Origin of the sequence: Martelella lutilitoris (assembly GCF_005924265.1) — a bacterium.
GTDB classification, from domain to species: Bacteria; Pseudomonadota; Alphaproteobacteria; order Rhizobiales; family Rhizobiaceae; genus Martelella; species Martelella lutilitoris.
The window spans coordinates 15,032-36,288 of record NZ_VCLB01000014.1 but is presented as its reverse complement, the minus strand read 5'-3'; the positions used below and the strand labels follow the sequence as shown (position 1 = coordinate 36,288).

Sequence of the window (21,257 nt, the reverse complement as noted above, 5' to 3'; positions counted from 1 at the left end):
CTATCAAAGCGGGCAGGGGCCGGTTTGTTCCCTCGCCGGCGTTCGGGCGGACATTCCGGTGGTTTCGTGAAGGGCTCAACCGGCAATGACGACCCGCGTGTTCCAGGCCTTGCAGCGCGCGGTGAGCGCGGCATCGAGCGGCCGGTCGGTAAAGAATGTGTCTATGTCGGCAAGCGAGGCGATCCGGGCCGGAGCGGAGCGGGTGAACTTGGTGTGGTCTGCTACGAGGAAGGTTTTGCGCGCGCGTCTGATGGCCGTCTGACTGACGCCGACCTCCAGCATGTCGAAATCAAGAAGGTCGCCGTCCGCGTCCATCGCCGAACAGCCGATGATGGCGAGGTCGAACTTGAATTCATCGACAATGCGGTTGGCAAGCGTTCCCACCAAGCCGCCGTCGGTGCGCCGCAACTGCCCGCCGGCGACCACGATCTCGCAGTCCGGATTGGCGACGAGCGTATTGGCGACATTGATATTGTTGGTGACAACCAGAATGCCGCGATGACCGAGAAGGGCCTGGGCGACGGCTTCGGTGGTCGTGCCGATATTCATGAAGATCGCGGCATTGTCGGGAATTTCGGCCGCGCAGGCGGCGGCGATCGCCGCCTTTTCCGCGGTGTTGAGCGCACGCCGGTCCGCATAGCCGATATTGCTGGTGCCCGACGCCAGAACCGCGCCGCCATGGACGCGGGTGAGCTTGCCCGCCTCGGCAAGCTTCAGGAGATCGCGCCTTATCGTCTGCACCGTAACGCCCATGCGCTTTGCGGCGTCCTCGGCCACGATCCGGCCTTCGGTGCGGGCCATCTGCATCAGGTCGTCGAGGCGAAAAGTTTGCGACATTGTTTCCTCAGGCTTTGTCCCCATGCCGATGATGGGGCACATTGGCCGCAAGGGAGACATTTTTCGCGCGCTTTTGCAACGCTTTGAGGCTGTCAGGCGTTGAACACCGGTCGAAGAGGCTATTGCCTCGCCAAAGGCGGCATTCGCTGTTTTGCCTTGATCGGACGGGGGAAACACTGTCAATAGCGTTTTGAGCGCCTCATGAAACGTGACGGGATGAAATTGTGAGCGGACTGGAACAAGCCATCAGGAAAGCGCTGGAAAGCACCGACAGGGAGGATGCCAACCAACGTGCGCGGATTTACCAGTCCGCGCGCCAAGCGCTGGAAAGCGGCCTTGCCAAACAGGGCATCACGGATTCCAAGGCGATCGGCCGCCAGCGTCGCCGGCTCGACGAGATCATTACCGCAATCGAGCGCGAGGAAGCGGAAGCCGCGCGGCAAGCGCGCGCCGCGCGCCAGCCGCGTCCCGATGTGTTTGATGATCCCTTCGCCGTCGGTCGTGTGCCGGAAGGTTCGAGCCGCCGTAGCTCCGCCGAACCGCCGGAAGAGCGGGAGCCTTCCTTCGAGCCGGAGCAGCCGGGCGAACCCGAGATCGAAGACATGGCGTTTCATACGGAACCGCAGGCGCATTTCGATTATCCCGCAAGCCCGGTCGTGGAGCCCGATAGCAGACGGGACGCCGATTTCACCGAGGCCGATTTCGCGGTTTCTCCGGAGGATCGCAAGGACAGCGGCCATCTCGACGCCGGAGAGTTTTCCGCGATCGACGATATCACGGCCGCAGCCGAGGAGCGCCGGCCGGTCGGCAAGACGCTGAAGGCTTCGAAGCCGAAGCGCCCGAAGAAAAAGCAAAAGGCTCGCCGCCCGGAACGGACGGAGCGCCCGCCGCGCAAACGCGGGTTTTTCGCCCGGGCGCTGATCGCCGTCGTCGTCCTCGCCTTCCTGCTGTTCGGCGGATGGTGGGTCGTCACCTCCAATTTCGCCCTCAACCCGGAAACGCTCGATACCGCCGTGCCCAATCCCGCGCCGCTGATCGAGGCGGAAGATTTCGAGGGCGCATCCAGCTGGACCGCGGTGTTCCAGCCGGGCGGTGCGAACGGCCTCGTTCCGGGGCCTGCTGCGGCCATGGCCAATGTCACGGTCGATAGTTTGCCGGCCGTCGAGATCGCATCGCAGGCGACGGGCGATGCCGGCGCGGTAACCGTCGCCCTGCCGACGGCGGTCAGGGGCATGCTTGAGGAAGGGCCGGTGCTGGTCGAGGTCAGCGTGCTGGCGCCGGACGGCGGCGGCCAGCAGGTCGGCATCTACTGCGCTGACGGCACGATCGACGGCTGCCAGCGCCATCGGTTCACCCCGAGCGCCCATCGCGAAAGCCTCGTGGTCCTGCTCGATCCGAGCCGGGGCGGCGTGGTGCCGACGCGGCTGATGATCTCGAGCGATCTCAGCGGCGGGGGCGCGCCGCTCGACATCTTCGCAATCCGTGCGCAGTTCGCCGACTGAGTTTTGCAGCGTTGAATATTCCTGTCACAAAAGACGTATATGCAACGCTACTTGCAGAGAATTCGAGGGAATCAGGTGAAAAGGGTGGACGAGACGGTTAGGGCGATTGCGGCCCGGGCACTGGCCGCGCGGCTTGTCCTTGTGGTTGCCGCCGTCGTCGCCGTTTCCGCCTTCTTTTTCGGCCTCGCCCCGCCAGCGGCTGTGGCTGTTGGCTGGCTTGCCGTTTCGATCGCGGCCCTCATCGGCGCCGTGCCCGCAGGGGATGAAACAGAAACGCCGGACGAAGTATCGGAACCCGGCGAGGGACGGATCGATTTCGGCGACCTGCCGCGTTTTCTCGACGAAATTGACCTGGCAATCTATCTTCTGGCCGCAGACGGAACCGTGCTGTTCCAGAACCGCTCGGCCGGCAGCACTTTTGGGAGTTTCCCGCTCGGATCGCACATCTCGGCCCGCATGCGCGCGCCGGGCGTGCTCGACATCATCCGCGATACGCTCGCCAATGGCCGCTCCAACCAGATTGAATATTCCGAGCGCCTGCCGTCCGAACGCGTCTATCTCGTCCGGGTGGCCCCCGTCGCCGACACAGAGGGAAGCAGGCCGGTTTTCATGCTGATCCTGCGCGATATTTCCGAGGCCAGGCGGATCGACCGGATGCGCTCCGATTTCGTTGCCAATGCCAGTCATGAACTGAGAACGCCGCTTGCCTCGCTGCGTGGCTATATCGAAACGCTGCAGGGCCCGGCCAAGAACGATGCCAAGGCGCAGGAGCGGTTCCTGCCGATCATGCTCGACCAGGCGACCCGCATGAGCCGGCTTGTCGACGACCTGATGTCGCTGTCCCGCCTCGAGGCCAAGGCCCATCTTTCTCCGGACCAGAAGGTGAAGCTCAACGCGCTGCTCGAACATGTGCGCGACAGCCTTCTGCCGCTTGCCGAGGAACTGGACGTCGCCATCAATCTGTTCCTGCCGGAAGAACCGGTTATAGTGAACGGCGACAATGACGAACTGGTCGAAGTGTTCGAGAACCTGATCGAGAACGCCTGCAAATACGGCGCTGAGGGCGGCAGGGTCGACGTCTATCTGAAGCCGCTCGAAAACGGCGGAACGGAGGTCTCCGTCGTCGATTACGGCCCCGGTATTCCCGCCGAACACGTGCCGCGCCTGACCGAGCGCTTCTATCGGGTTTCGGTTGCCGACAGCCGTTCGAAGAAGGGCACTGGGCTGGGGCTTGCGATCGTCAAGCATATCCTCACCCGCCATCGCGCGCGGCTGGTGGTCAAGTCCGCGGTTGGCAAGGGCACGACATTCACGGTGCGATTCTGACTCCGTCGACGCTTATTAAAAACGTCATAAAAACAATGGTCTGAACTGTCATAAAACTGAATCAAAAATGACATAAAACCGGGCTGTCCGGTTTCGCCGGTTCGCGGCGGAGACGGACCAGGCATCGCTCGAGACGGTGCAAACAGGTAACCCGCAAGGGACGCGTCATGAAGCTATTCGTAATGCCGGCCGCTGCGGTTTTCGCCGCGTTTCTTGCCTGCGGCCCGGTGCAAGCGCGAGATCAGATCCAGATCGCCGGTTCGTCGACCGTTCTGCCCTACGCCAAGATCGTCGCCGAGACTTTCGGCGAGATCTTTCCCGACTTCAAGACGCCGATCGTGGAATCGGGCGGCTCTTCGGCCGGCCTGAAGGAGTTCTGCCGGGGCGTCGGTCCGCGCACCATCGATATCGCCAACGCATCGCGGCCGATCCGCCCGGGCGAGATCGAGGCCTGCGCGAAGAACGGCGTGACCGGGATCGCTGAAATCGCCTTCGGCTATGACGGGATCGTCTTCGCCACCGATGCCTCCATGCCCGCCATGGACCTGACGCCGCTCGATCTTTACCGCGCTCTCGCTGCCGAACTCGTGATCGACGGCACACTCGTGGACAATCCCTATACGCGCTGGTCGGAGATCGATCCGGCGCTGCCCGACACAGAGATCAAGGCCTATATTCCCGGTGAAAAGCACGGCACGCGCGAGGTGTTCGAGGAGAAGGTTCTGGCCGTCGGCTGCGAGCAGGCGGGCGCGTTGCCTTATCTGAGGGAAAACTTCGGCGCAAAGCAGGGCATGAGCCGCTGCATCGCCGTTCGCAAGGATGGCCGGGCGCCGGGCATTGACGGTGACTATACCGAGACGCTGGCGCGCGTGGTCTCCGACCGGGAAAGCCTCGGCGTTTTCGGCCTGTCCTTTTACGACAACAATGCCGACAAGCTGAACGTTGCCAAGATTTCCGGCGTGACGCCGACGGCCGAAACGGTGGGGACCGGCGAATATCCGGTGTCGCGGCCTCTGTTCTTCTACGTCAAGATGGCCCATGTCGGAGCTATCCCGGGCCTGAAGGACTATGTTGAATTCTTCCTGTCGGACGGCATGGCAGGGCCCTACGGCCCGCTTGCCGAATATGGCCTTGTGCCGGCGTCGCAAGAACAGCGCGCCGAGATGCTGGCGGTCTTCGAGGCCGCGCTGCAATAAATGAAGGTCGCCGCCCGAAAGTCTGAGGCGACCGCAATCAAGTGTCCGGAACTGCCCGGACGGTCTGGATCGATATGACGCATGTCTTTTTGATCATATTGGCGCTTGTAATCGCGCTTGGCGTTGCCGGTTATTTCTCGGCGCGGGCGAAAGCCTATGCGCTCGCCGGCGAAAGCCTGTCGCGCCTCAATTCACGGCCCGCCCATCACGCGAGCTTCGCGGCGATCGCCGCCGTTGCCCCGGCGCTGCTGCTGATGGCGGCCTGGATGGTGGCAAGTCCGCTGATCATCGGCGCCGAAATCCGCACCGGCTTCCCCGAAAGCGTGAAGGAACAGCCGGCGGCGGCGCAGAACCTCGTCTATAATACCGTCGTCTCGGTTGCCTATGGCCTCAGGCAATTGCCGGAAGAAGCGCGCGCTCGGGTCGACGAGGATGCCGGCGCGCTGCGCGCCGTGCTGGCCGAGCGCGGCATTCCGCTTGCCGCCGCACCGCGTCCCTTCGTCCTTACGTCCGCCGAAAGGCTGAACGCGCTTTCGGCACTGTCGAACGCGGCGATGGCGGCGGCGGTTCTCGCGCTCGCCCTGGTGTCGCTGGGACTTGCTTACCGTTCAGTGCGGCCTGCCTTTGCAGCGCGCAGGCGCGTCGAGCAGACCGTGCTTGCCGCGCTGCTGCTCGCCTCCACCATCGCGATCCTCACAACCGTCGGCATCGTCTTGTCGATGCTGACGGAGACGCTTCGTTTCTTCTCCGCCGTGCCGCCGGCGGATTTCTTCTTCGGCACGGTCTGGGATCCGCGCTTTGCCGCGGCCGGCGAGGCCGGTTCGTCCGGGCAGTTCGGCTTGATCCCGCTTCTCGCCGGGACGCTCTACATCTCCCTCGTCGCCATGGCGGTTGCCGTGCCGGTCGGGCTTTATGCGGCGATCTACATGTCGGAATATGCAGGCCAGCGCCTGCGTTCGCTCACCAAGCCCCTGCTGGAGGTGCTGGCGGGCATCCCCACCATCGTCTACGGCTTTTTCGCGCTCGTCACTGTCGGCCCGCTGCTGCGCGACATCTCGGCGGAACTGAACGGGCTTTTCACCGGCAGCTACCGCAATTTCATCGAGGCGCAGTCGGTGCTGACGGCCGGCGTGGTCATGGGCATCATGCTCATTCCCTTTGTCTCCTCGCTTTCGGACGATATCATCAGCCAGGTGCCGGACAGCCTGCGCAAGGGCTCGCTTGCTCTCGGCGCCACGCGCTCGGAAACGATCAAGCGCGTGGTCCTGCCGGCGGCTTTGCCCGGCGTCGTCGGCGCGCTTCTCCTGACCGCCTCGCGCGCGATTGGAGAGACGATGATCGTGGTGCTTGCCGCAGGCGTTGCCGCGCAGTTGCAGTTGAACCCGCTGGAGCCAATGACGACCGTCACGGTCAAGATCGTCAACCAGTTGACGGGCGACCTGCAGTTCGACACGCCGCAGACGCTGGTCGCTTTTGCGCTCGGCCTGACGCTGTTCGTGATCACGCTCTGCCTCAATGTCTACGCGCTTTACATCGTGCGCAAATACCGGGAGCAGTATGAATGACCGAGACATTCAGCACAGCGACCGAGCGGGAGGAAAGCCGTCGGCAACCGGCGGAAACGCGGCGCAAGGGGCTGAGGCGCCGCCATGCCGCCGAACGCCGCTTCCGCCTTTACGGCATGTTCGCGATCTCGGCCGGAATCTTCTTCCTCGCTGCCCTTCTGTTCTCCGTTGTCGGCAAGGGCTATACCGCCTTCGAGCAGACGACCATCACTCTGCCCATTACCTTCGATGCCGCCGTCATCGATCCCGAGGGCGCGCGGGAAGACGATCCCCGCCTGCTGCTGACGGCTGACTATCCCGAACTGGTCGAGGCGGCGCTTGCCGAAACGCTGGAAATCAGCCCGGCAAACGGTCCCGAAATGCGCGAGGCGATGCGGATGATCTCCCGCTCCAGCCGGGTGGAATTGCGCGACGTCGTGTTGAAGGACCCTGCGGTAATCGGCGAAACGGTCAATGTGCGGCTTCTGGCGTCGGCCGACATCGACTCGGCCAACAAGGGCCAGATCGACCTTTCCGTGCCGGAGACAAGTCGACGCGTTTCCGATCGTCAGCTTGAATGGATGGAAAGGCTTGAGGCGCTCGGCCTCATGCAAAAGTCCTTCAACACCGGCTTCTTCACCCACGGCGCGTCGAGCCGCCCGGAATCGGCCGGCATCGGCGTCGCCTTTGTCGGCACGCTCTACATGATGGGCGTGGTTCTGCTTCTGGCATTGCCGATCGGCGTTGCCTCGGCGATCTACCTGGAAGAATTCGCGCCGAAGAACCGCTTCACGGATATCATCGAGATCAACATCAACAATCTGGCGGCCGTTCCCTCGATCATTTTCGGCCTTTTGGGGCTTGCCGTGTTCATCGGGCTTCTGGGGCTGCCGCGCTCCGCCTCGCTCGTCGGCGGCCTTGTGCTGACGCTGATGACGCTGCCGACGATCATCATCGCCACACGCGCGGCGCTGCAGGCCGTGCCGTCCTCCATCCGGTCGGCGGCACTTGGTGTCGGCGCCTCGAAAATGCAGGCGGTGTTCCACCACGTCCTGCCGCAGGCCATGCCCGGCATCCTGACGGGAACGATCATCGGCCTTGCCCAGGCGCTCGGCGAAACCGCGCCGCTGCTTCTGATCGGCATGGTCGCCTTCGTCGCCGATTATCCGGCAAGCCCGCTCGATCCGGCAACGGCGCTGCCCGTTCAGATCTACATGTGGGCGGGGGAGGCGGAGCGGGCCTTCGTCGAACGCACCTCCGCCGCCATCATCGTGCTTCTGGCGTTCCTCATCCTGATGAACATTTCGGCCGTCATCCTGAGACGACGTTTCGAGCGACGCAGATAGGCCATGGCGAACGCGAAAAGACTTGGAAACAGACAATGAGCAACACGACCTACAAGATGGCCGGCCAGGCGGTATCCGTCTATTACGGACAGAAACGCGCGCTGTTCGATGTCAGCCTGAACATCCGCGAAAACGCGGTCACTGCGCTGATCGGTCCGTCGGGCTGCGGCAAGTCGACCTTCCTGCGCACGCTCAACCGCATGAACGACACGATCGACAATTGTCGCGTCACCGGCACGATCACGCTTGACGGGGAGGACATCTATGCCTCGGGGATCGATGTGGTGGAACTCAGGGCGCGCGTCGGCATGGTGTTCCAGAACCCCAACCCATTCCCGAAATCGATCTACGAGAATGTCGCCTACGGGCCGCGCATCCACGGGCTTGCCCGCCACCGCAGCGAATTCGACCAGATCGTCGAGACCAGCCTGGTCAAGGCGGGCCTGTTCAACGAGGTGAAGGACCGGCTTCACGAGCCGGGCACCAGCCTTTCCGGCGGCCAGCAGCAGCGGCTGTGTATCGCCCGCGCCATTGCCGTCAATCCGGAAGTGATCCTCATGGATGAGCCTTGCTCGGCGCTCGACCCGATCGCGACCGCCCGCGTCGAGGAACTGATCTCTGAGCTGAAAGAAAACTACACCATCGTGATGGTGACCCACTCCATGCAGCAGGCCGCGCGCGTTTCCGAACGCACGGCCATGTTCCATCTCGGTCATATGGTCGAGGAGAACAGCACCGACACGATTTTCACCAATCCCGCGGACCAGCGCACCCAGGATTACATCATGGGACGTTTCGGCTGAGGGGCGGTTGCCGCACGCTCACGCCAAGGAAGGAACAGACATGGCCCCCTCGCATATTCTGACGGCATTCGATGACGAGCTGAAATATCTCCAGCGCCGCATTTCCGAAATGGGCGGCCTGGCGGAGGAGATGGTGAGCGAGTCGGTTTCGGCACTCGTCAACACCGACACCGAGCTTGCCGAAAAGGTGATCAAGGACGATCTTGTGCTTGACGAGGCGGAGCGCGAGATCGGCGAGAAAGCCGTCGTCATCATCGCCCGCCGTCAGCCGGTGGCGGCTGACCTGCGCGAAATCATGGGCGCGATCCGCATCGCATCCGATCTCGAGCGCGTCGGCGACATGGCCAAGAACACCGCCAAGCGGGTGATCTCGGTGCAGGGCTCCGGGGTGCCGCGCAAGCTTGCCCACGGCATCGAGCATCTGTCCGAGCTGGCGCTCCTGCAGCTGAAGGAGGTGCTGGACGCCTATACATCGCGCCAGGCCGACAAGGCGAGCTCCATCCGCGAGCGCGACGACGAGATCGACGCGATCTACACCTCGCTGTTTCGCGAACTCCTGACCTACATGATGGAGGATCCGCGCAACATCACCTCGTGCACGCATCTTCTGTTCTGCGCCAAGAATATCGAGCGCATCGGCGACCACGCCACCAATATCGCGGAAATGATCTACTACATCGCCACCGGCTCCCAGCCGCAGGGAGAGCGTCCCAAGGACGACAATTCCCCGGCCGTCGGTTCCGATGATCTTTAAAGGCCTTTTGAGACAAGGGAGACATACGTCCTATGGTTCCGAAAATCGCAGTTGTTGAAGACGAGGAAGCGCTCAGCGTTCTGCTGCGTTACAATCTCGAAGCGGAAGGCTATGAGGTCGAAACCATCATGCGCGGCGACGAGGCCGAAATCCGGCTTCAGGAGCGGGTGCCCGACCTGCTTCTCCTCGACTGGATGCTGCCCGGCGTTTCCGGCATCGAGCTTTGCCGCCGCCTGAGAATGCGGCCGGAGACCGAACGCCTGCCGATCATCATGCTGACGGCGCGCGGCGAGGAGAGCGAGCGGGTGCGGGGTCTCGCGATCGGCGCCGACGATTATGTCGTCAAGCCGTTCTCCACGCCGGAACTGATGGCGCGGGTGAAAGCCATCCTGCGGCGTGCGCGTCCGGAAGTGCTTTCCAGCGTGCTGAAATGCGGCGATATCGAGCTTGATCGCGAGACCCACCGGGTGCATCGAAAGACGCGCGAAGTCCGTCTCGGCCCGACCGAGTTCAGGCTTCTGGAATTCCTGATGACCTCGCCCGGCCGGGTGTTCTCCCGCGCCCAGCTTCTCGATGGGGTCTGGGGCCATGACATCTATGTGGATGAACGCACCGTCGACGTGCATGTCGGCCGTCTCAGGAAGGCGCTCAACTTCTCGCAGATGCCGGATGTCATTCGCACCGTGCGCGGCGCGGGCTATTCGATGGAAGTCTAGCTGCGTCCACGAAGCAGCCGAAAAGATTTTCTAAACGATTTAATATCCGTCATTGCGGGTCTATCCGGTTGCGCTATGCTGTGCCGGTCAGCCGTTCGGCTCTGTTGAAACAGATCTGCGGCGATTGATTTTTCACGCCCGATTGTCCAATTGGACTGAGGGCGGCCGTCGGCCGATATGCGCGCCGGCAAGAGGGCTTTTCAGGGATGCCACCTCCCCGCATCCCGAAAAGCCGCAGCACAAGAGGATTTTTGAGATGAGCAGAGCAAGTTTCGCGGAACCCGCGGTGATGGGCGATCTGATGGCGCGCATGCTGTGGGAAATCGGCGCGGTGCATTTCTCGCCTGACGAGCCCTACAAGCTTGCCTCCGGCCTGGTCAGCCCCGTCTATATCGACTGCCGGCAGCTGATTTCCTATCCGCGCATCCGCTCCACGCTGATGGATTTCGCCGCCGCCCGGGTGCTCGCCGATGCCGGCTTTGAGAAATTCGATTGTGTGGCGGGCGGCGAGACGGCCGGCATTCCCTTCGCCGCCTTCCTGGCGGATCGCTTGGAACTGCCGATGATCTATGTGCGCAAGAAGCCGAAGGGCTACGGCAAGAACGCGCAGATCGAAGGCCACCTGCCCAAGGGCGCGCGGGTTCTGGTGATCGAGGACCTGACGACGGCCGGCGGTTCCATGTTCAACTTCATCAATGCCATCCGCGCGGCCGGCGGCGTGGTGGAACACGGCATGGCATTGTTCTACTATGGAATTTTCGGCGAAGCGGAGAAACGTTTCCGCGAGGGCGGCGTTGACCTTCATTATATCGCCACCTGGAAGGACGTGCTTGCGATCGCGCGCAAGGAAGGGCTCGCCGATCAGGCGACGCTCGATGCGGTCGGCGCCTTTCTCGATCATCCGATGGACTGGTCGCGGGCGCGCGGCGGGCTTGAGGAACTGATCGTCTGAGGACGCAAGAGCCGGTGGGGTGCGTCCTCTCGCATGGACGCCAAAAGGAATTGGGAGAAGACGATGATTTTATGCTGCGGAGAAGCCCTGATCGACATGTTGCCGCGCCAGACGGACAAGGGCGAGCCCGCCTTTGCGCCTTACGCGGGCGGTGCGGTCTGTAACACGGCGGTCGCGCTTGCGCGGCTCGACCGCAAGACGGGCTTCTTCTCCGGCATCTCCTCCGACCTGATGGGCGATATCATCCGTGAAAAGCTGGATGCGTCGAAGGTCGATCACAGCTATGTCGCCGTGTCGGACCGTCCGACGACGCTCGCCTTCGTCAAGCTGGTCAATGGTTCGGCCAGCTACGCCTTTTACGACGAGAACACGGCGGGGCGAATGATCACAAAGGATGACCTGCCCGAAATCGGCGATGACTGCACGGCGATGCATTTCGGCGCGATCAGCCTCATTCCCGAGCCCTGCGGCTCCACCTATGAGGCGCTCCTGATGCGCGAAGCGGACAAGCGCGTGATCTCGCTCGACCCCAATATCCGCCCGACCTTCATCACCGATCCCGACAGCCACCGGGCCCGGATCGAGCGGATGGCGGCGAAATCGGATATCGTGAAGTTCTCCGATGAAGATCTCGACTGGTTCGGCCTTGAGGGTTCGCTTGACGAGAAGGCCCGCCACTGGATCACGGCCGGCGCGAGCCTCGTCGTCATCACCTGTGGCGCGGATGGCGCGATCGGTTACACCGCCGAGCACAAGGTCGAGGTGCCGAGCGAAAAGGTCGCGGTGGTCGATACCGTCGGGGCGGGCGACACGTTCGATGCCGGTATTCTGGCCTCGCTTGATATCGCCGGTCTCCTGACCAAGGAGAAGATCGGGACGCTTGCTCCCGAAGCGATCGCCGCCGCGCTGGCGCTTGGCGCCAAGGCTGCCGCCGTCACCGTCTCTCGCGCGGGGGCCAACCCGCCCTATGCGCATGAAATCGGACTCTGACATTTCGCACGGCTTTCCGCTTTTCTGATGAAATATGATCAGCCGGTGTCCTCCGGCTGATATTCGAGAATGTCGCCCGGCTGGCACTCGAGCGCCTCGCAAATCTTCTCCAGCGTTTCAAACCGTACGCCTTTGACCTTGCCCGAGCGCAGCAGCGAAATGTTCTGCTCGGTAATGCCGACATGTTCGGCAAGGGCCTTCGCCCGCATCTTGCGGCGGGCGAGCATAACATCGAGATTGACAATGATGGGCATGGTCAGACGAAACGCTGATAGTCGTCGTTGATTGCGGTCGCGAGCACCATCACGTGACCCATCACGAACAGAAGCCCTGCGAGCAGGAACAGCATCAGTTGATCGCTGCCGAGCCCGATCGCCAGGGTCCGGCTGCCCGGCGGGTTGGCGAACGTTGCCAGAAGCGTTGCCACGGGTTGCAGCACGAGACCGGCAACGGCCCCGGCCAGCGCGATCAGGCCCGCGCGGCGCAGAAGCGCTGCGACCTCATGGGAAAACGGGCTGTCATGCTGGAGCTTGTCGAACAGCGACCAGACGGTCTGCAACCCGTAGAACAACAGGCCGGCAAAAAGCGCGAAAAGGGTGAGGAGCGCCAGCCCCGTTGCCGGCGTCAGCGTCACGGCGACGGCAATGTCGAGCGCATCGCCAAGCCAAATGGCGACCCGCTCCGGTTGGGCCAAGGCCGACCATGCCGCATAGACGAGGATCGCTGCAAGTCCAGCCTGAATGATCCGCGTCAGGAGCTTCATCTGGCCGCATAATCTGGAAAGCGCGACCGCATTGTTCGAATTCATTTTCATTGCCTCTTGTTTTGCGATATAAAATTATCGTAGAACAATAAAAAATAGATGTCAATCGAGGTTTTGTCATGGTTCGTTTATTTTTCATTTGCTCGTGCCTTTTCGCGGGTCTGGTGTTGCCTGCGGGCTGTTCGACAATTGGCGGGGTTGCGCCGGATGCGCTTGAGGCAGCCTCGCCGCTCGACGCCGACCCAGGCACGCTCGTCATCGAATTGACAAAGCCGGCGGCGCTGCCGGTCGATGACAATGATCTGGCGCTTGCGCTGCGATGGGACGTGCCGGGCCAGGAACGCCTGGAGGAAGAGGCGGGTCTGAGGGTGGCGCGCCGGACGCCGGCTGCGGCATCCCGCCGAGGCGGCAAGATGCAGAACACGGTCGCTCTCGTGCTCGCGCCGGAGGATGCTGCGCGCATGGGCGCACTTCTCGCCCGGATCCGGACTGACAAGCAGGAAGGCGTCGACGGCAAGGGCGCGCTCTCGGTGTCTTTCACAGCGCACTGTATTATGGGCGGCGCGGATCTTTCCGGCATGACCGTCGATGTCACGCTCACCCTTCAACCCGGTCAGCCGCCGATCGACCTGATGCGGGGCGCCAACATCGGAAGGTTGCTGCAAAGCCGCGGCGGAGATGGATTGCCCGACTGCTGAAAGGGGGCGGGCGGCGGTGTGTAGCGAGGTCTTTTCGAAGGAGGTCGGCGGGCGAACGGACCTCGCTTTGTCTTTACTTGGCCTTAAGCTATCTCCGATAGCATGAATAATTATTAACCATATTTGCGACGCTTCCGATCATGCCTGATTTCAAAACGCTCATGGCTGCTTCCGGTCTTGTTCTTCTGTCCGCCTGCTCCCTGAATTTCCTGCCGGGCAGCAAGCCGACGATCCCGTCGCCGATCGCGGCCAATCCGGCCTCGCTCAGGATCGCGGTGCTGGCGCCGGAGGAATTCCGCTTGCCGAAGAACGAGATCGTGTTGACGGTCTACCAGAAATCCGGCGCCGGCGAGATCAGCCGGGATTATACGCTGATGGCGGCGGATGCCGATGCGGAAGCCGCAGCCGTGGCCGAATTCCGCAAGCCCGGACAGACGCTGACCGTGCTTCGTCTGTCGCCGGCCGATGCGCTGGCGCTCAGGGATCAGCAGCAGGAGATGGCTGCCGCCCGCGAGGCCGGCGGCGCCAAGCCGGGCTTCTCCGTCGATCTCGATGCAACCTGCTGGAACGGACCGATGGTCGCGCCGGCCGTGCCGCTCGACGTTCTGATCGAGGCCGGCACGGAGGAGGGGTTCCACCCGCTGCTCCAAGACATCGACATTTTCGCGCTGATGAACCGTCCCGAGGAATCGCGGCTGAAACCCTGCTCGTGAGGGGTAGATCGCGATCTCGAGACGTCTGAACCAGCGCCCTCAGGCGCTTTTCTCTTCATATGACGCTGCAACGCTGTCGAGCGCGCGTTCCATGCCGGGACGCAGCGCCACGAGCAGGCTGGCATAGCCGTCTTCGCCTGGCCAGAACCGCTCGGCAAGAAACGGGCCGGTGCCGGGCGCAACCCGGGTGACGGCGATATTGGCGTCGCCAAGATTGAACTCCGTCAGCCGCATCATCAGCTGTTCGTCCACGGCAAGCTCTTCCATGTCGGGGCGCACCAGCACCTTCCAGACCCAGGCCGCGCCCAGATGAACCGGCTGAATGGCCGCCGCGATCAGCAGTTCGCCAAGATAGAGCGTATGAATTCTGAGCCGGTCCTGTTCGGAAAGAAGCCTGGCCACCGGTACGAAGGCCGAGAACCGGTTGGCGTTTTCGGGCGTGTCGCACAAAAGCGAAAGATCCTCGAGCGTCTCTGATATTTCGCGAGGGTTGCGGGCGACGTGATATGTAACCCGGCCCTTCTTACGCAGCGTCTCCCACTTGCCGAGATTGTCCTGCCAGGCATCGCGTTCTCCCTGTGAAAGCGCGCCTGTGGGTTCGATCCTGCCCGATAGGGCGCGGCCGCGAAAGGCGCCGGCAACGCGGAATGCAAGGCCGCGGGCAGCGGCCACGGCGCGGGCGGAACGCATGAAGGCGCCATCGGCCAGAAGCGCCGGAAAGGCAATGATGCCCGGAAGATTGGCCAGCGAGCCGGCAAGCGCCTCGAACAGCTGGTCGATGGTTGCCATCGGTCGATGGCGCGCGATCAGCGGCGCATGGTAGCCGCCATCGGCCGTCGCCGCGACCATGTGCGAGCCGCGATCGGTCACCGCAAAGCCCATGAGCGCTGCAAGCGATCCCGCTTCCGACGCCGTGTCCTCGATGAGCGCGAGGCGCTGATGCGCGTCGTTTCGCCCAAGCGCAGTCATGATGAAGGCGGCCGACTGGAACGGGTTGGCTTCGATGGCCTGGTTGGCGAGGCGATCGATGGACGGCTCGAGATCGTCCGGGGCTTCGGAAAAGATGGAAAACTCGCCGCCGCTTCTCAGCTCCAGGCGAAGGTCGGCAACGGCCTTGCCGGGGCGCACGACCGAGAGTTTCGATTTCAGCCGGGCAGGCGGTCTGGGGCCGAGGTCCTTGCGGATGATGCTCATCGGCGCGCCGCCTTTCGCCCGCCGTGGCGGCGTGCGGCTGCCGGGCGCCATTCAAACGCGCCGGAGGCGAGCGGTCTTTTGCGGACTGAACACATGGATACGCACTACTGATCGAGAACCCTTGGCAAAGTGATAAGCCGTCTGGGTTAACAAATTATTGGTCCGCACCGGTGGAGCGGGTTCCGCACGGCTCTTGCAATTCTGGCTGAAGCGGGCAGACTGTCTTCAAAATGTCATCACGCATGCGAGGCGGGAAAGCATGGCGCAAAAGCCGGATACGCAACGCAGGGACGGTGCCGACGACAACAATGTCGTCGAGCTTTCCCAGTTCAGGCCGGGGCAGAAGGCCGAGCCGCTGCCCGTGACCTTTCACCGGCGCGAACTCGACGCAATCCTCTGGGTTTACGGACGGATGGTCGGCGAGGGCGAGTGGCGCGACTACGCCCTCGACCACATGAAGGACAAGGCGGTCTTTTCCGTGTTCAAGCGGTCCGGGGAAATGCCGCTGTTCAGAATCGAGAAGAACCCCAAGCTGGCGTCGAAACAGGGCGCCTTCAGCGTCACCAATACCCATGGCATGGTGCTGAAACGCGGCCACGACCTGCGCCAGGTGCTCAAGGTCTTCGACCGCAAGCTGAAGCTCGTCGAAAAATAGGCGGAAGCTACGGTATCAGAGCGACAGAGGCAGCGGGTCGGTGGTATTGCCCGCGCCGAGCGGACGCTGCATGAACACCGTATCCAGCCAGCGGCCATGTTTGAACCCGGTGCCTGTCAGCCTGCCGGCATCGGCGAAGCCGCAGGCTCTGTGAAGCGCGATCGAGGCCGGGCTCGCGCCGCCGATGACGGCGACCATCTGGCGGAAGCCGCGGGCTTCGCATTCCTCCACCAGATGCAGGAGCAGCAGCCTGCCGATGCCGCGGCCGCGCGCCGGGGGCGCCAGATAGACCGAATTCTCGACAAGCCAACGATAGGCCGGACGGGTGCGGAAAGCGCTGGCATAGGCATAGCCAAGCAGCGCGCCGTTCTCGACGGCAGCGAGATAGGGAAAGCCGCCGGCCGCGATCGTTTCCATGCGCGAGGTCATCTCGGCGCGGGTCGGCGGCTCGAGCTCATAGCTGGCGACGCCGTTCAAAACGCTCTCGGCGTAGATTTCGGTGATGGCGTTGATGTCTTCTGCGGTGGCGGGGCGGATCGTGACGGACATGATGACAGTGCGGTTCTTGCTGGTTCAGGTCATGAAAAAGGCGGCCCGCAGGCCGCCTTGATCGGATCGTTTTCCGTTCAATCAGTTCCGGTTGCCCATCAGGCGCAGCAGGAACAGGAACATGTTGATGAAGTCGAGGTAGAGCGTCAGAGCGCCCATGACAGCCTTGCGACCGGCGACTTCATGACCGTCGCCCTCATAGTACATTTCCTTGAGCTTCTGCGTGTCCCAGGCGGTCAGGCCGGCAAAGACCAGAACGCCGATCACCGAAACGGCGAAGGACAGCGCGCTCGACTGCAGGAAGATGTTGACCACCATGGCGATCAGGATGCCGAACAGGCCGATCACCATGAAGGAGCCCATGGCCGACAGGTCGCGCTTGGTGGTGTAGCCATAAAGCGACAGCGCGCCGAACGAGGCCGCGGTGATGAAGAAGGTCTGTACGATGCTCGCCGTCGTGTACATGATGAAGATCGACGACAGCGACAGGCCGGTGAGCGCGGCATAGACCCAGAACGAGGTTTGCGCGGCGCTCACGCTCATCTTGTTGACCCTGAAGGCCAGGAAGAAGAACGCGATCAGCGGCGCGAACATGACCAGCCACTTCAGCGGCGAGCCGTAGACGGCGGCGCCGACGCTCGTCAGCAGGATGCCGTTCGGCAGTTGCGCGACGGCGGCTGCCTGATCGGTGGTGGTGGCGAGCGAGCTCAGGCCGAAGGCCATCACGCCGGTGATCACCAGGCCAAGCGCCATGAGATTGTAGATGCGCAGCATATAGGCGCGCAGACCCTGATCGATTTCAGCACTCGCGTGCGCTCCCGCCTGCGCGCGGTTCTGATAGTTACGAAGATCAGCCATCAATTTCCTCTTAAAAAGCCCCTCGTTGATCACGGTGTCGGGAAAATGCGGCATGCGCAGAACCCAGGCGCCGCTGGGGGGCTCCAGCAAGCCTGATCTCAATATGATAGGAACGGCAATGGGATACAAGGCGTTCAGGAATGAAAAGCGACGGCGCTTTCTCAAATTTTCGTAAGAAACGTCCCGTCAGACCTGAAAAACGGACAAGGACCGCCCCATCTAGCAGGAAATCGTCCGGCTTTGACACGCGGGACAGTCTGAAAGAGAGGATATCTCCCATGCGCTATTTCATCGCCGTCATTCTGCCCTGGCTTTCCTTCTTCACCATCGGCAAGCCGATTTCCGGCATCATCTGCCTGATCCTGCAGCTCACGCTCATCGGCTGGCCGGTCGCCGCACTCTGGGCGCTGTTCGCGGTGCAGAACTATTTCGCCGACCGCCGCAACGAGGAACTGATGGAAACGCTGCGGCGCGACAGATAGTCGCGCAAGCGATCCCAGAGGATTTCAGACAGCCGGCAGGGGTGCCCCCAGCCGGCTTAGTTTTGTGGCCTCAAAGTTCGCGCAGGTAGAGCGCGGGTTTCTGACCCAGGAGGTGCCAGGTGCCGAAAAGCCCGATGGCGACGGTGACGAGGATCGCGCCGCAGACGGTCGCGAGCGCGACCGAAGGCAGAAGCGCGAAGGGCAGCATCATGATCTGGGTCAGTGCGTACCAGGCCGCCGCCGATCCCGCGACAAGGGCAAAAAGGCCAGTCATCGCGCCGAGGATGAGATATTCATAGACGAAGGCGCGGATCAATGCCGGGCGCGTTGCGCCGAGCGTCTTCATGATCACCGCGTCATGGCCGCGCCGGCGGTTTCCGGCGGCAAGCGCACCCGCCAAAACCATGACCGAGGCGATCAGCGCAATGGCGGCTGCCGCCCTGATGGCGGTGGCAAGCTGGCCGACGAGCTCGCCGGCGATCTCAAGTGCTGCCCGGACCTCGATCGTGGTGACGGTCGGGAAGGTCCGGGTCACAGCGCCGAGGATTTCGGCGTTCTTTTCCGTATTGCCGTCCGGATTGGTCAGCGTCGCCAGCCAGGCATGCGGCGCGCCGGCAAAGGTGTTGGGAGAAAACACCATGACGAAATTGATCGACAGCGATTCCCACTCGACCGAGCGTAAGCTTGCGATCCGCGCGGTGATCTCGCGTCCGAGCACGCTGACGGTTACTGTGTCGCCGAGCTTCAGCCCAAGCTCCCGGCCTTCCTCGGCGGCAAAGGAGACGAGCGGCTCGCCGCTATAGTCCTCAGGCCACCATTCGCCTTCGGCCAGCGTCGAATTTTCCGGCAGGTCCGCGTCATAGGTGATGCCGCGGTCGCCGCGCAGCACCCAGCGCGCTTCGGGCGGAGCTTCCCACTCCGAAGCCCTTGTGTCGTTCAGCGCCATGATGCGGCCGCGCAGCATGGGCACCAGAGAAAGCTCGCCCTCGGGCGCCTCTTCGCTGATCAGATCACGGAACCCGTCGACCTCGCTGCCCTGAATGTCGACGAAGAAGAAGTCGGGAGCGCGTTCGGGAAGCGTGCGGGAAAGCTCGCGGTTCAGATTGCCGTCGATCAGCGCCAGCGCCACCAGCAGCGTCAGCCCGAGGCCGAGCGACAGCACGACCGAACCGGTGAGCGCGCCGGGGCGATGGATGTTGCCGATGGCAAGGCGTAACGAAGGCGCGCGCGGATGCGGCGCACGGCGGGCCAGCCACTTGATGGCGATCGCGACCAGCCGCAGCACAAGAAAGGCGCCGGCGACGGAGGCGAGAAACACGCTTGCAACGAAACGCTCGTCCGCCGTGAAGATGGCGAGCGCCGCCAGCGCGGCAAGCGCTATGGCTGCTGCCGCCACAAAGGGCCATGCCGGCCGTCCGCCCTCGTCAAAGCCATGTTCGCGCAGAAGCGCGGTTGCCGGCACGTTGCGGGCGGCAGCCAGCGGCAGGATGGCGAAGGCGATCGCGGTCAGAAGGCCGAACAGCGCGGCGATCAAAAGCGCCAGCGGGAAGACGGCTGCGGGGATGGCGATTTCGAGCAGCGAGGAGAGGAGCGGCAGCGCGATCAGCGGGATCACCGCGCCGAAGACGAGGCCGGCCGCAATGCCAATCAGCGCCACCAGCATGATCTGCAGGAAATAGATCGCGACGACCATATTGGCCGGCGCGCCAAGGCATTTGAAGGCCGCAATCGCGCGCCTGCGGCTCTCCAGATAGGCGCTGACCGCATTGGCGATGCCGACGCCGCCGGTAATCAGCGTCGCAAGCCCGACAAGCGTCAGGAATTCCGAGAGGCGGTCGACATTTTCGCTCAAGGACGGCGCGGCGCGATCGCTGATCCGCACCGACCAGCCGGCATCGGGGAAAGCCTCCTCGGCGGCTGTCTTGACCGCATTCGGATCCGGTGAGGAGGCCGGCAGGCGGACGCGGTAGGCATATTCGGCGAGGCTTCCAAGCTGGACGAGGCCGGATGCCCCAAGTGCATCGCGGGAAATCAGGATGCGCGGCGCGAAGGCAAAGCCCTCCGAAAGCGAATCAGGCTCCTGTTCGAGCGTGCCTGAGACCCGGAGTTCCGCATTGCCGAGCAGCAAGGTGTCGCCGGCGGCGAGGCCGAGCCGGTCGGAGAGAAGCGGCGCGACGAGCACGCCGAAGCGGCCGTCCCCGCTTTCCGACAGCGCATCTTCAAGCGGCATCGCAGGATCGGAAATCACGCTGCCATAGAGCGGATAAAGACCGTCGACGGCCTTCACCTCCGCCAGAGACTGGTCGGAACCGTCGGGGAGCCGCGTCATCGAGCGCATCGTCACCGACTGCGACATCGTGCCGAGGTCTTCGACATAGGCGAGTTCGTCGCCCGTGAGCGGTTCGTTGTCGCGCTCGAAGCGGATATCGGCGGCAAGGATCTCGCGGCCGCGTTCGGCAATGCCCGCATTGACGGCGTCAGAGACCGAATTGACGGCGGCGATCGCGGCAACGCCCAGTGCGATGCAGGCGAGGAAGATGTAGAAGCCGGAAAGCCCGCCGCGCATTTCGCGCAGCGCAAATTTCATGGCGAGCGAAAGGTTTATCCGGTTTGCCTGCATCACTCGGCTGCCCCGGTGTTCTCGTGATCGACGATTTCACCGGAGCGGACATGGACCTGCCTGTCACAGCGCGCGGCCAGTGACGGGTCGTGGGTGACGAGCACCAGCGTCGTGCCGCTGTCGCGCTGGCGGTCGAACAGAAGGTCGGCGATCTGTGCGCCGGTGTCGCCGTCGAGATTGCCGGTCGGCTCGTCGGCGATCAGTACGGATGGTTCGGGGGCGAGCGCGCGGGCGATTGCCACGCGCTGCTGTTCGCCGCCGGAAAGCTGGCCCGGATAATGTGTCATCCGGTGGCCGAGGCCGACGCTCTCAAGTGCCGCGCGGGCGCGCTCAAAGGCATCGGCGCGGCCGGCAAGCTCCAGCGGAATGGCGGTGTTTTCGAGCGCCGTCATGTTGGCGATCAGGTGAAAGGACTGGAAGACGATGCCGATGTTTTCGCCGCGAAAAGCTGCCAGCGCATCTTCCGAAAGGGCGGAAAGCGCCGTACCGTCTATCGTGATCTCGCCGCTGTCGAGCCGTTCGAGCCCCGCGATCACCATCAGCAGCGTCGATTTGCCCGAACCCGACGGACCGAGAATGCCGACGGATTCGCCGCGGCCAATGTCAACGGACATGCCCTTCAGCACGTGGACGGCGGCCGAACCCTTGCCGAGGGTGAGGTGGGCATTGTCGAGCGTGATCAGATTTTCAGACAAGGAACAGTCCTGCTTTGAAATTTCGGGCGGGGCAAACACATATAGACAATACGGGCCCTGACGC

22 protein-coding genes are annotated in these 21,257 nt (G+C 63.1%); 14 read left to right on the top strand and 8 right to left on the bottom strand.

The features are described from left to right. Window positions 1–75 precede the first annotated feature (75 nt). A complete protein-coding gene (locus FF124_RS20230) occupies window positions 76–837 on the bottom strand; it encodes a DeoR/GlpR family DNA-binding transcription regulator (RefSeq protein ID WP_138750295.1) in 762 nt (253 codons plus the stop codon). A gap of 224 nt (window positions 838–1,061) precedes the next feature. Between FF124_RS20230 and FF124_RS20225 the strand changes: the two genes are divergently transcribed. The 10 genes from FF124_RS20225 (at window position 1,062) to FF124_RS20180 (ending at window position 11,966) form a co-directional block, all read left to right on the top strand. Then, window positions 1,062–2,339, top strand: a complete 1,278-nt coding sequence (locus FF124_RS20225; protein WP_138750294.1) for a hypothetical protein — start codon at window positions 1,062–1,064, stop codon at window positions 2,337–2,339. A gap of 39 nt (window positions 2,340–2,378) precedes the next feature. Next, on the top strand, window positions 2,379–3,665 hold the full coding sequence (phoR, locus tag FF124_RS20220) for a phosphate regulon sensor histidine kinase PhoR (RefSeq protein ID WP_138750293.1): 1,287 nt from the start codon (window positions 2,379–2,381) through the stop codon (window positions 3,663–3,665). A 167-nt stretch (window positions 3,666–3,832) separates the two neighbouring features. Further along, entirely contained in the window at window positions 3,833–4,861 is a 1,029-nt protein-coding gene (locus FF124_RS20215) for a substrate-binding domain-containing protein (RefSeq protein WP_138750292.1), read from the top strand. A gap of 74 nt (window positions 4,862–4,935) precedes the next feature. Then, window positions 4,936–6,426, top strand: a complete 1,491-nt coding sequence (gene pstC / locus FF124_RS20210; RefSeq protein ID WP_138750291.1) for a phosphate ABC transporter permease subunit PstC — start codon at window positions 4,936–4,938, stop codon at window positions 6,424–6,426. Further along, window positions 6,423–7,751, top strand: a complete 1,329-nt coding sequence (gene pstA / locus FF124_RS20205) for a phosphate ABC transporter permease PstA (protein WP_138750290.1) — start codon at window positions 6,423–6,425, stop codon at window positions 7,749–7,751. The genes pstC and pstA overlap by 4 nt, the downstream gene beginning before the upstream one ends. A gap of 35 nt (window positions 7,752–7,786) precedes the next feature. Beyond that, window positions 7,787–8,554 (top strand): phosphate ABC transporter ATP-binding protein PstB, encoded by a 768-nt coding sequence (gene pstB / locus FF124_RS20200; RefSeq protein ID WP_138750289.1) that lies wholly within the window; start codon window positions 7,787–7,789, stop codon window positions 8,552–8,554. Between the two features lie 40 nt (window positions 8,555–8,594). Next, window positions 8,595–9,308 carry a phosphate signaling complex protein PhoU gene (gene phoU, locus FF124_RS20195; RefSeq protein ID WP_138750288.1) on the top strand — a complete coding sequence of 238 codons (714 nt, stop codon included), beginning with the start codon at window positions 8,595–8,597 and terminating at the stop codon, window positions 9,306–9,308. Window positions 9,309–9,340: 32 nt separating this feature from the next. Then, window positions 9,341–10,024 carry a phosphate regulon transcriptional regulator PhoB gene (phoB, locus tag FF124_RS20190; RefSeq protein WP_138750287.1) on the top strand — a complete coding sequence of 228 codons (684 nt, stop codon included), beginning with the start codon at window positions 9,341–9,343 and terminating at the stop codon, window positions 10,022–10,024. A 256-nt stretch (window positions 10,025–10,280) separates the two neighbouring features. Continuing rightward, the gene (locus tag FF124_RS20185) at window positions 10,281–10,976 is read left to right on the top strand and encodes an orotate phosphoribosyltransferase (RefSeq protein ID WP_138750286.1); all 696 of its coding nucleotides are present in this window, start codon (window positions 10,281–10,283) and stop codon (window positions 10,974–10,976) included. A 63-nt stretch (window positions 10,977–11,039) separates the two neighbouring features. Beyond that, window positions 11,040–11,966, top strand: a complete 927-nt coding sequence (locus FF124_RS20180) for a carbohydrate kinase family protein (RefSeq protein WP_138750285.1) — start codon at window positions 11,040–11,042, stop codon at window positions 11,964–11,966. A gap of 38 nt (window positions 11,967–12,004) precedes the next feature. Here FF124_RS20180 and FF124_RS20175 read toward each other — a convergent pair whose 3' ends face one another. Next, a complete protein-coding gene (locus FF124_RS20175; protein ID WP_138750284.1) occupies window positions 12,005–12,220 on the bottom strand; it encodes a helix-turn-helix domain-containing protein in 216 nt (71 codons plus the stop codon). 2 nt (window positions 12,221–12,222) lie between these two features. Beyond that, complete coding sequence (locus FF124_RS20170; protein WP_187327022.1) at window positions 12,223–12,774, bottom strand: DUF2975 domain-containing protein; 552 nt, start codon at window positions 12,772–12,774, stop codon at window positions 12,223–12,225. A gap of 74 nt (window positions 12,775–12,848) precedes the next feature. On the opposite strand from FF124_RS20170, the gene FF124_RS20165 reads away from it, so the two are divergent. Together FF124_RS20165 and FF124_RS20160 are read left to right on the top strand one after the other, a co-directional pair. Then, the gene (locus FF124_RS20165) at window positions 12,849–13,427 is read left to right on the top strand and encodes a hypothetical protein (protein ID WP_138750282.1); all 579 of its coding nucleotides are present in this window, start codon (window positions 12,849–12,851) and stop codon (window positions 13,425–13,427) included. Between the two features lie 140 nt (window positions 13,428–13,567). After that, the gene (locus FF124_RS20160) at window positions 13,568–14,140 is read left to right on the top strand and encodes a hypothetical protein (RefSeq protein ID WP_138750281.1); all 573 of its coding nucleotides are present in this window, start codon (window positions 13,568–13,570) and stop codon (window positions 14,138–14,140) included. A 39-nt stretch (window positions 14,141–14,179) separates the two neighbouring features. Here FF124_RS20160 and FF124_RS20155 read toward each other — a convergent pair whose 3' ends face one another. After that, window positions 14,180–15,334 carry a GNAT family N-acetyltransferase gene (locus FF124_RS20155; RefSeq protein ID WP_187327021.1) on the bottom strand — a complete coding sequence of 385 codons (1,155 nt, stop codon included), beginning with the start codon at window positions 15,332–15,334 and terminating at the stop codon, window positions 14,180–14,182. A 259-nt stretch (window positions 15,335–15,593) separates the two neighbouring features. Here FF124_RS20155 and FF124_RS20150 point away from each other — a divergent pair, with 259 nt between their 5' ends. Continuing rightward, entirely contained in the window at window positions 15,594–15,989 is a 396-nt protein-coding gene (locus FF124_RS20150; RefSeq protein WP_138750279.1) for a DUF2794 domain-containing protein, read from the top strand. A gap of 15 nt (window positions 15,990–16,004) precedes the next feature. Here FF124_RS20150 and FF124_RS20145 read toward each other — a convergent pair whose 3' ends face one another. Both FF124_RS20145 and FF124_RS20140 read right to left on the bottom strand, forming a co-directional pair. Next, on the bottom strand, window positions 16,005–16,538 hold the full coding sequence (locus tag FF124_RS20145; RefSeq protein WP_138750278.1) for a GNAT family N-acetyltransferase: 534 nt from the start codon (window positions 16,536–16,538) through the stop codon (window positions 16,005–16,007). 81 nt (window positions 16,539–16,619) lie between these two features. Next, window positions 16,620–17,396 carry a Bax inhibitor-1/YccA family protein gene (locus FF124_RS20140; protein ID WP_138750277.1) on the bottom strand — a complete coding sequence of 259 codons (777 nt, stop codon included), beginning with the start codon at window positions 17,394–17,396 and terminating at the stop codon, window positions 16,620–16,622. A gap of 278 nt (window positions 17,397–17,674) precedes the next feature. On the opposite strand from FF124_RS20140, the gene FF124_RS20135 reads away from it, so the two are divergent. Then, a complete protein-coding gene (locus FF124_RS20135; RefSeq protein ID WP_106312048.1) occupies window positions 17,675–17,878 on the top strand; it encodes a YqaE/Pmp3 family membrane protein in 204 nt (67 codons plus the stop codon). 70 nt (window positions 17,879–17,948) lie between these two features. On the opposite strand, the gene FF124_RS20130 is transcribed toward FF124_RS20135, so the two are convergent. Next, window positions 17,949–20,498, bottom strand: a complete 2,550-nt coding sequence (locus FF124_RS20130; RefSeq protein WP_138750300.1) for an ABC transporter permease — start codon at window positions 20,496–20,498, stop codon at window positions 17,949–17,951. Then, window positions 20,498–21,193: an ABC transporter ATP-binding protein gene (locus FF124_RS20125; protein ID WP_138750276.1), complete on the bottom strand. Its 696-nt coding sequence runs from the start codon at window positions 21,191–21,193 to the stop codon at window positions 20,498–20,500. The genes FF124_RS20130 and FF124_RS20125 overlap by 1 nt, the downstream gene beginning before the upstream one ends. Window positions 21,194–21,257 lie beyond the last annotated feature (64 nt).